The organism is Metabacillus sp. Hm71, from assembly GCF_051842955.2.
Taxonomy (GTDB): Bacteria; Bacillota; Bacilli; order Bacillales; family Bacillaceae; genus Metabacillus.
In genome coordinates, this window is sequence record NZ_CM200278.1 from 2,799,295 (window position 1) to 2,812,393 (window position 13,099).

The window sequence follows — 13,099 nt, forward strand, 5'->3', positions numbered from 1 at the left end:
GGTGTAAATAAGGTAGTTTCTTCTATTTAACACCCTAGAATTCTAATTAGCACGGTCTATCAAGATTAAAAAGAATGAGGAGGGAGTATGGATGGAAACAACAGGATTTATGGGAGGAGTTAACAGCATTCTGGAATGGATTTCAAGATTAGCTTGGCTGAATCTATTGTGGATTTCCTTTTCATTGCTTGGAATCATTGTTTTTGGTTTTTTCCCTGCAACAATAGCCATGTTTGCCGTAGTCAGAAAATGGGCCGTGGGTGAGATGGAGATTTCGATCTTTAAAACATTCTTGAACTCCTATAAACAGGAATTTGTTAAGAGTAATCTTCTTGGTTTGGTTCTTATGATCATTACTGCTATTTTGGTGATCGATTTTGTTTACCTATATCAAACATCATCGGATATCCAGAATGTGTTATTCGTACCATTTATGGTCGTATCTCTCATCTTTGTTTGTATGTTATTTTATATTTTTCCGATGTATGTTCATTTTGATATGGAGGTATTGCAAGTTATTAAAAATTCATTTTTTGTCATGATTATGAATCCTCTCCAAACTTTGCTCATGCTCGTTGGTACTAGTGGATTACTGTTTTTATTGTCCTATGCTCCCCCTTTGCTTATCATCTGCAGCGGCAATATTTTGGCATTGGCCATTACGAAACCTGCATTCAATGCCTTTAGTAAAGTAAATCGGAAGCATCAAAAGATTATGCAAAAACAGTAACAAATGGCATTGCATTCTTTTTAGTACTTGATCATCGATAGAATTTTTAATGGCGAAAGAGATCATTATCTTTCGCTTCTTTTTGTTGCTTAGCAGGAAATTATAAAATGTTTTGACTATGGATAAGTGCATCGGCATCTAGCTCCAGTGCTTTTGTTCTTCGCTTATTAAATTATCGATGAAAGAAGTAGACCCGGTAATTGTTAACGATTACAATGTTACTAAGCAAATCATTGATAAAATGCTCTGATTTTTTAACAATGATCTCTGCTTTTTCAATTAATTATTATTTTATGAACAATTAAACTATACATGTAAGCACTTACATGTAAAATAAGGGGATGTGATAGAAATGAAAGTGCGTTTTACCCTCATTTTAATGTTCATGCTTACACTCTCAGCTTGTAATCAAACTAGCAATGATACAGGTGAAATAAGTGAAGGCGGAAAAGATATCATTACAATCAGAGTAGCATGGTGGGGTGCTTCTCAAGCGCGACATGAATATACAACAAAGGTAATAGAAATGTATGAAAAGCAAAATCCGAGTGTGAATATTGAACCAGAGTTTGGTAACTGGGATGATTATTGGAAAAGGCTGGCACCGATGGCTGCTGCGAACGAACTTCCCGATGTGATCCAAATGGATATGGCGTTTTTGAGAGAATATGGTGAAAAAGGCTTGCTAGAAGATTTATCGCCCTATATTGAAAACAAAACGATTGATGTGTCATCAATTCCCGAATATGTTTATCAAAGTGGAATGGTTGATGATAAGTTATATGGATTCATCCTTGGTGTTAATGTCCTGTCGGTTATTTCAAATGATGAACTTTTAGAAAAAGCCGGCGTAACAATTGATGGGGAAAATTGGACATGGGATGAGATGGAGGAAATTGCTATAAAGATTAAACAAAATGCCAATGTTTATGGGTCAAATGGGATGGATCCTCCTGATGTCTTTTTCCCCTATTATTTAAGGACTAAAGGTGAAGAATTTTATAAGGAAGATGGTTCAGGTCTTGCTTATACAGATGATCAATTATTTATTGATTATTTTGAACAGCAAGTCAGACTTGTTGAAAAACAGGCATTTCCTACTCCTGATGAGGGAGCAGCAGCAAGAGGTGTGGAAGAAGATTTTATTGTAAGAGGAACATCTGCTATTACCTGGAACTATTCAAATCAATATGCCGGATTTGATCAATTTACTGATGCACCTTTGACACTCCATTTACCGCCTGAACATCAGGAAAATCAAGCATTATTTCTGAAACCAAGCATGCTTTTTTCGATTCCAAAAAGCTCAAAGCAGAAAGAGGAAGCAGCAAAATTTATTAATTTTTTCGTGAATAATATTGAGGTAAATAAGTTGATTAAAGGGGAACGAGGAGTACCTGTTTCAACGAAAGTATCTGAAGCAATCAAACCAGAACTCTCCGATGGAGAAAAAAAAATAATAGAGTATGTTGAAGAAGCTTCACGTCTAACAAATGAATTTTATCCGCCAGATCCTATAGGGAGCTCGCAAGTAATGGATTTATTAAAAAATATATCTGATCAAATCCTCTTTAAGAAAATGACTCCTGAAGAGGGTGCGAAAAAATTTAGAAGAGAGGCTGAAGCGATACTAAAAAATAATTAGTTGGAGGAAAAGACATGCCAAAACTTCAATATGATGAAGCAGAAATTCGTCAGTTAATTGATAAAGTAGTAAAGAGAACGTTTGAGATGGATTTTAACTGGGATTGGCCAGGCGGAGTTGCCTTTTATGGCGTTGCGGAAGCATATGAGGCGACAGAACAACAAGAGTATATAGATCTATTAAAATCTTGGGTTGATGAATGGCTGGAAGATGGACTGCCAAAGCTATCGATCAATGGAGTTTCGATTGGACATGCTTTGATTACTCTTTACAAAGTAACTGAGGATGAGAAATATTTAGATGTTATTAAAGACATGGCAGATTACTTACAGAATGATGCACCAAGATTCGCTGATGGTATTTTTCAACATACCGTTAACTCTGCAAAGGATGTTTTTCCAGAACAAGCATGGGTAGACACCATGATGATGGCCGGCTTATTTTTGGTTCGAGTTGGCAAGCTGCTAAATCGCGAGGATTATTTTGAGGATGGTCTCAAACAGTACCATGGTCATGAGGACTTTCTTCAAGATCCTGTGACAAATCTATATTATCATGGGTGGGATCATCTCGCGAAAAACCACATGTCCTCAATTTATTGGACCCGTGGTAATGGATGGGCAGCTTTAACCATGGCAAAGGCGTTAGAGTTAGTAGAGGTTCAGCACCCTTCCTATATGATCATCGATTGCTCCTTAAGGGATCAATTAAGTGCGCTTGTTCGCCTGCAGGACGAGTCAGGCCTGTGGCATACCATTGTGAATGATCCATCATCGTACCTAGAAAGCTCTGGATCAGCAGCGATTGCAGCCGCTCTATTAACGAGAGGAAACCTTTATAATAAATATATTCAAAAGTCAATTCATGGGATTCAGCAAGTAATTGAAGAGGATGGAAAAGTATCAATGGTATCGGCTGGTACCGCTGTGATGAGAGATGCAGATGGTTATAAAAATGTTCCTTACAAGCGAATTCAAGTGTGGGGACAAGGGTTGGCACTCGTTTTCTTATCAGGGCTTTTAAAAGCGAGTAAACACATCTATAACTAATAGACTATAGTTATAAAAAAAGATAAATCAGGAGTGAACATAAAATGGTTGATATAAAGCATTCTATCTATCTAGCTGGTGATTCAACAGTTGCCAATTGTCCAGAACATGAAGCGCCTATGGCTGGCTGGGGACAAGTCTTTCAATCTTTCTTTACCGAAAATGTGGTTGTTTATAATGAAGCAAAGGGCGGAAGAAGTTCAAATAGTTTTATTGAAGAAGGAAGGCTGAAATCAATTTTAGATCGTATTCAGCCAAACGATTATCTATTTATTCAATTTGGACACAATGATCAAAAATCGTTTGGTACAGAGCCATATACGACATATCAAACATTTTTGTCTCAATATATAACTGGGGCACGTAAAAAGGATGCCCATCCTATCCTGTTAACTTCTGTACATCGGAGAAAATTTGATCAAAATGGACAGATTGAAAATACATTAGGTGATTACCCGCGGGCAATGATGCAATTAGCTGAAAGACTCGATGTACCTTATATTGATTTGTGGTCAAAGACAAAGCGGCTATACGAGGCTTTAGGGAAAGAAGGGTCAAGGAGTCTATTTACGATGTTTCCTCCAAATGTCCATCCAAATTACCCAGATGGAATCGAGGACAATACCCATTTTTGCGAAAATGGAGCATATGAGATAGCAAAACTCGTCATTGAGGGGATAAAGGAGCTGCAGCTGCCGATTGCCGCTTATATCAAAAGGTAGCCAGAGTCTTGATTTTTCTCTTTATCTATAAATCTATTTTAAATTAACAGGTGGGAGACACAATATGCATAAAAAATTATATCATGGTGCGGCATATTATCCGGAATTATGGGATAAAGAAACAATTGCAGAAGATATCAGGCTAATGAAAGAAGCTGGAATCAATGTTGTTAGAATGGGAGAATTCGCTTGGTCAACATTAGAAAAAGAAGAAGGTCAAATTGATATTAGCTTTTTTGTTGAGATCATTCATCAATTAAGTAACAACGGAATTGAGACGGTTATGTGTACACCAACTCCAACTCCGCCAATTTGGTTAACCCACAATCATCCGGAACGAATGCATGTTGATGATCAAGGCCAGGTGATGGGACATGGTTCGCGACAGCATGTTTGTACAAATAATCCATATTTTCGTGAGAGGGCAGCTATCATTACTGAGGAGATCGCAAAGGCAGTCGGGAATCTTCCAAGTGTGATTGGCTGGCAAATCGATAATGAGTTTAAATGCCATGTAAGTGAATGTATGTGTCAAACATGTAAGTTACAATGGCATCAATGGCTAGAGGAGAGGTACGGAACAATTGATCACTTAAATGAAGCCTGGGGTACACATATTTGGAGTCAATACTATCATCGATTTGATCAAGTGCCACAGCCTGGTCCGGCACCATTTCTTCATAATTCATCATTAAAAACGATGTATCAACTATTTTCTTTTGAAAAAATCGCGGAGTTTTCTGATGAACAAGCTGCAATTATCCGAAAGTATTCTAAGGCACCGATTACTCATAATAGCAATACCTTTTTCCATGTTGATAATGAACGGCTATTTAAGAACTTGGATTTTGCTTCTTTTGATACGTACGCGGAACAAAAGAATGCACACGCTTATTTATTTAACTGTGATTTATGGAGAAATTTTAAGCCAGGCAGAGATTTTTGGATTATGGAGACGAGTACATCTTATAGCGCCTCACTCGAAAGCTTTGCGGCACCACATCCAAATGGTTATTTAAAAGCTGAGGCTGTTGCTGCTTATGCATTAGGTGCGGAAGCATTTTGTTATTGGCTTTGGAGACAGCAGCGAACAGGTTGTGAGCAGCCCCATGGGTCTGTGATCAGTGCTTGGGGAAAACCAACCGTTGGCTTTGAAAATGTAAAGGAAGTAGAAAAAGCGAGAAAAGAGCTGGAGACTATCATTCTGTCCACTGCTCCTGTTCAAGCTGAGGTGGCTGTAACCTATTCTGATATAGCCAAGGCTTATATTAAAACAGAGCCTCATAAAGGGTTAGATTATCGATCACTTGTCATTGATTTTTATGAGAAAATTTTGTCAAGCGGCATTCATCGTGATCTCATTCCAGAACAAGCAAAGCTAGATGGTTATAGATTATTGTTTACTCCGTTTGTTCACTATCTTTCAAAAGATTATATTACTCAGGCAAAAGAGTTTGTTGAAGCTGGCGGAATCTGGATTGTTGGCCCGCTGACAGGAGGAAGAACAGAGAATCATACAATCCATACAAATGCCGGACTAGGGGAGCTGGATCAGCTGGCAGGAGTGGAGACTCTATTTACGTATCCAATGGATGGAACGGAATCTGTTGGTGAGTTTATGGAGGTAAGTGCACCATTAGGTTTATGGAGTACTGTGTTTCATCCGAAATCCGGAAAAGCAGTGGGCTTTATTACAGAAGGAATTTCTGCAGGTAAAGCTTTTATTACGGAGCATGAATATGGAAAAGGAAAAATCGTTATGTTAGGCTCATTACCAGTCGGAGATTCAGGAGATGAATTACTTAAAACATGTTTCAACCATTATGCAAAAGAAGCGAATGTTTCCTTGAAAACGGATGTATCGAAAGGAACCATAGTTGCTCCAAGACAAGGGAACGATTCCCTCGTTTGGATCATTGTAAATATGGATGGTAATGGAGGATTGGTTACTCTCCCATCTTCAGGTATAAATGTTTTAACAGGTGATTCTATAGAAAAAGGAAAATGTGAGATTGCCCCATATGAGTATAAAGTGATCCAATTCTAACTTTTAGTATCGTTTAGGAAAGAAAAAAGGCAAAAAACTCATGAAAAACCCTCTATTTCCAAAACACATTTTGAAAATAGGGGGTTTTTCAACACGCTGAAGATAACTCTTCATATGAGTTTTGTCTTTTTAATTATTTGCTTTCAGTGTATTGATAACGGAGCGAATTGCTTGTAAGGTTTGTCCTTTAAATGAGTCAGACACCGACTCACCTATCGGATTTTCATAGTAAAGAACATCTTTTTCTGGATTAAGTCCAAATCCAAGATTTTGTAAGGCGGTTTGTAATTCTTGCGGTAACTCTGTTGAACCGGTTTGTTTTAAGAAATAGTCGGTAGCATATACCTTTACATCAATATCACCTTTACCTGTGTATACGACAAATAAATCTGATGAGGTTTTTACAAGCCATTGATTTTTTGAAAAAAGGGAAATTCTTGAATTCTCTAATGAAGATATACCTGGCAGATTAATTCCATAGATTAGATTAATAATTCGAATGATATCGTCGTATGTATAATTATGAAATGTTTGAAGAAAAAGATCCATTACTTCTGCTTTTTTTAATGACATGATGGTTTGTTTCAAATCATCAGGATTGCTGAATTTGTTTTTTAATGCTGTTCTCATTCCATCCATTATTTCCTCTGGATAGCTTGAACGTTTAGCACCTTCATCTTCGTCAGAGATTTTATTTAAATTTATCCCGAAAACGTGGAAAACAGCTTCTCTACATACTGGTCCGGTAATGGTTATCCTACCATGTTTTAAGTAATGTCTTAAAACATCAATTTTTGACATGCTTTCAATAATATGATCGTATTTTGTAGAAATAGAAGAGCTGCCTATCCCTTTTCTCAATACATTCATAATTACCGGTGGGTATTTAGGAGTTCCTAAAGTAGGAGGGACATTTTTCTTGCACTTAACAACAATTGCTGCAAACGATAGTAGAACAAATGTGATAGAAGCCAAAAAAGTCATGTTAAATAGGAAGTGTTTGCTGTTTTTCATTTGTTTCCCACCTTTACTAATTATTAGATCAAAAGTCATTAGTTAGTCATTAATAGTTTAATAAATTAATGATAATTTTACCATAAAAAGATGGTAAAAGATTTTACAGCTAAATTTCGACAAAACCAATTGAAATTGATTATAAAAATTTACTAGTTATTCTTGAATTTGTTTATCACTAGCCATATAATGAAGATAGATGTTCACGTGTGCAATACATACACCCTAGTTTATATTTTATTTGCTCAAATGGTGCCTTTTAAAATGTTCACGTGTGCAAAAATTGAAAAGGGGTTGAATGAATTGAAAACATTTATGGGAGAAAATTTTTTGTTAACAAACGAAGCTGCTTCAACTTTATTTCACCAATACGCGAAAGACATGCCTATTATCGATTATCATTGTCACCTTAGCCCGCAAGAGATCTATGAAAATAAAAAATTCAAAAATATTACGGAAGCTTGGTTATATGGCGATCATTATAAATGGAGAGCGATGAGAGCGAATGGAATTGAAGAGGAATATATTACAGGAAATGCAAGCGATTACGATAAGTTTTTAGCTTGGGCAAAAACCATTCCAATGGCAATTGGAAATCCTCTTTATAATTGGACACATCTTGAGCTTCAGCGTTACTTCGGCGTTTATGACCTTTTAAATGAAAAAAATGCACCAATGATTTGGGAAAAAGTAAATGAACAACTAAAAAGTGAAGATTTTACTGTAAGAGAATTGATTAAAAAATCGAATGTTGAAGTTATTTGTACGACAGATGATCCTATTGATACATTGGAATATCATCAAAAACTAAAGGATTCTGATGATTTTCAAGTAAAGGTTTTACCTTCCTTTAGACCTGATAAAGGGTTGGAAATTAACCGCGACCAATTTGTTTCATGGGTTGAAAAATTAGCACAGGTTTCGAACCAATCAATTGAAAATTACGATCAATTTTTAACGGCCCTTGAATCTAGAATTGACTTTTTCCATGAGCTTGGAGGAAGAGTTTCTGATCATGCGATTGATACGATGATGTTCACTAAGGCAAAGAAGGAAGAAGTTGATTCCATCTTTAGAAAGGCTTTAGCTGGTGAAAAGGTAAGCATTGAAGAGGAAATGAAATATAAATCATATACATTAGTATTCTTAGGGAAAAAATATGCTAGTTTAGGCTGGGCTATGCAGCTGCATATAAATGCCCTTAGAAATAATAATACGAGAATGCTTGCTGAGCTGGGTCCTGATACAGGTTATGACAGCATGAATGATGATCTCATTGCTAAGCCTTTATGCCGTTTTCTTGATGCGCTGGAGAGTGAAAAGGCGCTGCCAAAAACAATTCTTTATTCATTAAATCCGAAAGACAATCCTGTATTAGCAAGTTTAATTGGCAGCTTCCAGGGCGGCGGTGTAAGAGGAAAAATGCAGTTTGGAACAGCATGGTGGTTTAATGATCAAAAGGATGGCATGTTGGACCAAATGAAAACACTGGCAAATATTGGTTTGTTCAGCCAGTTCATTGGAATGTTAACTGACTCAAGGAGCTTCCTATCTTATACAAGACATGAATATTTTAGAAGACTTGTTTGTAATTTAGTCGGAGAATGGGTTGAAAATGGTGAAGTTCCTTATGATCTCGACATGCTAGGTGAAATCATTCAAGGTATTTCTTATAACAATGCTAAGGAATACTTCCAGTTTACAAGTGTATTGGAATTAGAAAAAGAGCTATGATATTCTAACGTAAAAGCAATGGAAAGTAGGTTTTCCTGGTGGGAGTTACAATTAAGGATATTGCAAAACTTGCAAATGTTTCACATACAACAGTGTCCAGAGCACTAAATAATAGTCCATTAATAAAAGAAAAAACAAAGAGAAGAATTATCGAAATAGCCAACCAGCTTAATTATTCTCCGGATGTGCATGCAAGAAGCCTTGTTATGCAGAGGTCATATACGATCGGGTTGTTTTTAACAAGCTTAACAGAAGGAACCTCTTCAAGCTTCCTCGCAGAAACAATCAGAGGTGTTCATACGGTGATTGATGAAAATTATAATTTGTTTATAAGAGGCATCCAGGATTTTGAGCGTTTTTCTGCGATCACCCGAAAACGATTTGATGGAATTATTTTAATGAGTCAAAGTGACGTTGATAATTCATTTATTTATCACGTTTTAGAACAAAAAATTCCTCTTGTTGTTTTAAATCGACCAGTTGATGACCGGTCGATTGTCAATATCTTATCAAACGACAGAGAAGGTGCTTATGAGGCGGTATACTTTTTGATCATGAAAGGGCATCGGAAAATAGCGATAATTGAAGGTACGCCAAAATTCCGCTCCTCACTTGAAAGAAAAGAAGGTTATTTAAATGCTTTAATAGATCATCAGCTCCCGATTTTTCAGGAGTATATGGTAAAAGGTAATTATGATATGGTAAGTGGTTATGAATCTATGAAAAAGCTGTTATATTTGGAAAAACCGCCAACTGCAGTTTTCTGTTCAAATGATGATATGGCAATCGGGGCAATGAAGGCGATCAATGAGGCAGGTCTCACAGTCCCAACAGACATTTCCATCATCGGATTCGATGATATTGGTTTTTCAGAATATACAACACCTGCACTCACTACAGTAAAAAGACCAATTGAAAAGATTAGTATGGTTGGTGCCAAAAAGCTTTTACATTTAATGGACGGAACAGAAGAAACTATTGAACCAATATTCTTAACGACCCAGCTGGTCAATCGGCAATCAGTTGCAGAACGTAAGTAAGGGTATGTCCTTTTGAATGGTTTGGCTCCTCAAGAAGAGGGGCCAAGTTATCTATCCCAATCCTTAACCAGTGGAATATCCATCTGGTAGATGTTTATTTTCGATCACTAAAGATGTTAACGTGTGCATATTTTATGAGGGGGTTTTTCGGTTGAAGCATTTAACAAAAGCGATGTTGAGTCATATTCCTGAATATCCTGAAAAAGTGCTGCAATTTGGCACCGGTAATTTTCTGAGAGCGTTTACTGACTGGCAAATCCATGAAATGAATAAGAAAAATTTATTCAATGGCCGTGTGGTTGTTGTTCAATCGACTGCAAATGGAGCTGTTAATACGATTAATGAGCAGGATGGTCTCTATACCTTGTATTTACAAGGGATTAAGGATCATCAGCCGGTTAGTGAACATGAAGTAATTAGCAGCATAAGCAGAGGAATTAATATTGTTACCGAGTATGATGACTATTTAGCGATGGCCCAAAATCCCGAGCTGCGGTTTATTATTTCAAATACGACTGAAGCTGGAATTACTTTTAACGACGAGGATCTTCTCCATGATCGCCCGCAAAAAAGCTTCCCTGGTAAATTAACAGCCTTTTTATTTGAACGGTTTCAAGCTTTTGATGGTGATCTTTCAAAGGGATTTATCATATTACCATGCGAATTAATTGAGGAAAATGGAAAGGAATTAAAGCGAATTATTTTGCAATATGCCAATGCATGGAACCTAGAAACTGCATTTTGCAAATGGATTGAAGAAGCAAATACGTTTTGCAATACATTGGTTGATCGAATTGTACCCGGTTTTCCTAAGGATACGATACAGGAGAAAACAATGGAGTTAGGTTATATCGATCAACTTGTCGTTGTTGGCGAGCAGTTTCATTTGTTTGTCATAGAAGGACCTGAGTTCGTAAAAGATGAGTTTCCAGCCGCAAAAGCAGGGCTCAATGTCCATGTTGTGGAGGATTTAAGCTCATACAGATTGAAAAAGGTGAAAATCTTAAATGGAGCGCATACTGCGATGACACCTGTCGCTTTGCTAGCTGGATTACAAACAGTGAGTGAAGCGGTAACAAACGATGTAACAAAGGAGTTTGTTGAATCCGTCATTTATGACGAAATTTTACCGACTTTGCCTTTTCCAAAAGAGGAGCTAAACCAATTTGCTGAAGATGTGTTAAATCGCTTTAAAAATCCATTTATTCATCATTATTTAATAAGTATCTCGTTAAATTCCATATCAAAATTTAAAGCAAGACTGCTTCCGACATTGCAGGAATATATTCAGGAGTTTGGTACGTTTCCAAATGGAATTGTATTTTCACTAAGTGCGATGATTTATTTCTATAGAGGAAAACGCGGGGAGGAAGACATTAAGCTTGTTGATGATCCAGAGGCATTAGCTTTATTTCAGCGATTATGGAACAATTATCATGGAGATGAAAACGAGATTGAAACGATTGTGAAAACCATTCTTGCAGCAGAAGAGCTTTGGGGTGAAAATCTAAACGATTTGCCAAAGCTTACGGAAGCAGTGACACAATATGTTCTAACAATCGATAAATTCGGGATGGCAGAAGCACTTCAAAAACTCCAACATTTAAAGGGTGAATATAATGAAAGCGTTCATTAAAATAAATGAGCAGGATAATGTTGCGGTTGCAATTCAACAGCTTAATGAAAATGAAAAGATCGACATTAATGGTACGGTCATTCAATTAAAGGAATCAATACCAAAAGGTCATAAATTCGCTCTGAAACCGATAAGAACCGGAGAAAATGTTATAAAATACGGTTTTCCAATTGGCCACGCAATAGAAGATATTGACTCTGGTCAATGGGTGCATACGCAAAATACAAAAACAAACTTATCCGGTGTAGAAGAATATGAATATCATCCAAAGAAAAAGGCACTAAAAGAACAGAAAGAGGGTTTGACCTTTAAAGGATACAGGAGAGATGATGGTCAGGTTGGAATCAGGAATGAATTGTGGATTGTTCCAACAGTTGGCTGTGTGAATGGGATTGCCGATCAAATTATTCGTGAATTCAAAGAAACGGTTGGCGATATCTCGCCATTTGAACATATCCAGGTTCTTAAGCATAATTACGGCTGTTCACAGCTAGGTGATGATCATGTTAATACCCGTACAATTTTGGGGAATGCAGTGAAGCATCCGAATGCTGGGGGTGTCTTAGTCTTAGGCTTGGGTTGTGAAAACAATGAGATCCATGAATTTAGAGATTCTTTGGGTGGATACAATCAAGACCGTGTGAAATTTTTACTCTCTCAAGAGGTTTCAAATGAAATTGAAGAGGGTGTAAAGCTGTTAATGGAAATCTATGAGAATGCCAAAGAGGATAAACGAGAAGATATTTCGATTTCAGAATTGAAAATCGGTTTAAAATGCGGCGGGTCTGACGGTTTTTCAGGAATAACAGCAAATCCATTGCTTGGAAAACTTTCCGATTATCTCGTTGCCCAAGGTGCAACCACGGTCTTAACCGAAGTGCCGGAAATGTTTGGCGCCGAAAAGATTTTGATGGAACGAGCGGAGAATGAAAAAGTTTTTCATGAAATTGTTGAGTTAATTAACGACTTTAAATCTTATTTCCAAAAGCATGACCAGCCTGTTTACGAAAATCCTTCACCAGGCAATAAAGCGGGCGGCATTACAACTCTTGAAGATAAATCTCTTGGCTGTACACAAAAAGCGGGGACCGCTCCAGTAGTAGATGTTTTAAAATATGGTGAAAGATTAAAAGAAAGAGGCTTGAACCTATTAAGTGCACCTGGAAATGATTTAGTTGCCTCTTCGGCATTGGCAGCAGCAGGTTGCCAGCTAGTGTTGTTTACAACAGGGAGGGGAACACCGTTTGGTACATTTGTCCCAACAATGAAAATCTCAACAAATTCGCAAATATTTGAGACAAAGAGACATTGGATTGATTTTAATGCAGGAACACTTTTGGAAGGACAATCACCTGAAGACTTGTTAAAAGATTTTATCGCTTATATTATTAAGGTTGCAAGCGGTGAGCTTGTAAACCATGAAAAAAATAATTTCAGAGAAATTGCTATTTTTAAAACAGGTGTCACTTTATAACCAAAAAG

10 protein-coding genes are annotated in these 13,099 nt (G+C 37.0%); 9 read left to right on the top strand and 1 reads right to left on the bottom strand.

Going from position 1 to position 13,099, the window contains the following annotated elements; all coding sequences use genetic code 11:
* Positions 1 to 91 precede the first annotated feature (91 nt).
* From ACSVDH_RS13640 to yesZ, 5 genes are all read left to right on the top strand, one after another.
* Entirely contained in the window at positions 92 to 730 is a 639-nt protein-coding gene (locus tag ACSVDH_RS13640; RefSeq protein WP_439252147.1) for a YesL family protein, read from the top strand.
* Between the two features lie 352 nt (positions 731 to 1,082).
* Positions 1,083 to 2,375 (top strand): ABC transporter substrate-binding protein, encoded by a 1,293-nt coding sequence (locus tag ACSVDH_RS13645; RefSeq protein ID WP_439252146.1) that lies wholly within the window; start codon positions 1,083 to 1,085, stop codon positions 2,373 to 2,375.
* Positions 2,376 to 2,389: 14 nt separating this feature from the next.
* Positions 2,390 to 3,424 carry a glycoside hydrolase family 88/105 protein gene (locus ACSVDH_RS13650; RefSeq protein ID WP_439252145.1) on the top strand — a complete coding sequence of 345 codons (1,035 nt, stop codon included), beginning with the start codon at positions 2,390 to 2,392 and terminating at the stop codon, positions 3,422 to 3,424.
* 44 nt (positions 3,425 to 3,468) lie between these two features.
* On the top strand, positions 3,469 to 4,146 hold the full coding sequence (locus tag ACSVDH_RS13655) for a rhamnogalacturonan acetylesterase (protein WP_439252144.1): 678 nt from the start codon (positions 3,469 to 3,471) through the stop codon (positions 4,144 to 4,146).
* Positions 4,147 to 4,210: 64 nt separating this feature from the next.
* On the top strand, positions 4,211 to 6,193 hold the full coding sequence (gene yesZ, locus ACSVDH_RS13660) for a beta-galactosidase YesZ (protein WP_439252143.1): 1,983 nt from the start codon (positions 4,211 to 4,213) through the stop codon (positions 6,191 to 6,193).
* 129 nt (positions 6,194 to 6,322) lie between these two features.
* On the opposite strand, the gene ACSVDH_RS13665 is transcribed toward yesZ, so the two are convergent.
* Positions 6,323 to 7,207: a hypothetical protein gene (locus ACSVDH_RS13665; RefSeq protein ID WP_299090773.1), complete on the bottom strand. Its 885-nt coding sequence runs from the start codon at positions 7,205 to 7,207 to the stop codon at positions 6,323 to 6,325.
* 303 nt (positions 7,208 to 7,510) lie between these two features.
* Here ACSVDH_RS13665 and uxaC point away from each other — a divergent pair, with 303 nt between their 5' ends.
* From uxaC to ACSVDH_RS13685, 4 genes are all read left to right on the top strand, one after another.
* A complete protein-coding gene (uxaC, locus tag ACSVDH_RS13670; protein WP_439252142.1) occupies positions 7,511 to 8,941 on the top strand; it encodes a glucuronate isomerase in 1,431 nt (476 codons plus the stop codon).
* Between the two features lie 38 nt (positions 8,942 to 8,979).
* Complete coding sequence (locus tag ACSVDH_RS13675; RefSeq protein WP_439252141.1) at positions 8,980 to 9,981, top strand: LacI family DNA-binding transcriptional regulator; 1,002 nt, start codon at positions 8,980 to 8,982, stop codon at positions 9,979 to 9,981.
* Between the two features lie 151 nt (positions 9,982 to 10,132).
* Positions 10,133 to 11,617 (top strand): tagaturonate reductase, encoded by a 1,485-nt coding sequence (locus ACSVDH_RS13680; RefSeq protein WP_439252140.1) that lies wholly within the window; start codon positions 10,133 to 10,135, stop codon positions 11,615 to 11,617.
* On the top strand, positions 11,601 to 13,091 hold the full coding sequence (locus ACSVDH_RS13685) for a UxaA family hydrolase (RefSeq protein WP_439252139.1): 1,491 nt from the start codon (positions 11,601 to 11,603) through the stop codon (positions 13,089 to 13,091). The genes ACSVDH_RS13680 and ACSVDH_RS13685 overlap by 17 nt, the downstream gene beginning before the upstream one ends.
* Positions 13,092 to 13,099 lie beyond the last annotated feature (8 nt).

Bases quoted from the DNA above. Each gene is read 5' to 3' on its own strand.
- ACSVDH_RS13665 (WP_299090773.1), bottom strand. From the start codon at position 7,207: ATGAAAAACAGCAAACACTTCCTATTTAACATGACTTTTTTGGCTTCT.
- yesZ (WP_439252143.1), top strand. From the start codon at position 4,211: ATGCATAAAAAATTATATCATGGTGCGGCATATTATCCGGAATTATGG.
- ACSVDH_RS13655 (WP_439252144.1), top strand. From the start codon at position 3,469: ATGGTTGATATAAAGCATTCTATCTATCTAGCTGGTGATTCAACAGTT.
- ACSVDH_RS13645 (WP_439252146.1), top strand. From the start codon at position 1,083: ATGAAAGTGCGTTTTACCCTCATTTTAATGTTCATGCTTACACTCTCA.
- ACSVDH_RS13640 (WP_439252147.1), top strand. From the start codon at position 92: ATGGAAACAACAGGATTTATGGGAGGAGTTAACAGCATTCTGGAATGG.
- ACSVDH_RS13650 (WP_439252145.1), top strand. From the start codon at position 2,390: ATGCCAAAACTTCAATATGATGAAGCAGAAATTCGTCAGTTAATTGAT.
- ACSVDH_RS13685 (WP_439252139.1), top strand. From the start codon at position 11,601: ATGAAAGCGTTCATTAAAATAAATGAGCAGGATAATGTTGCGGTTGCA.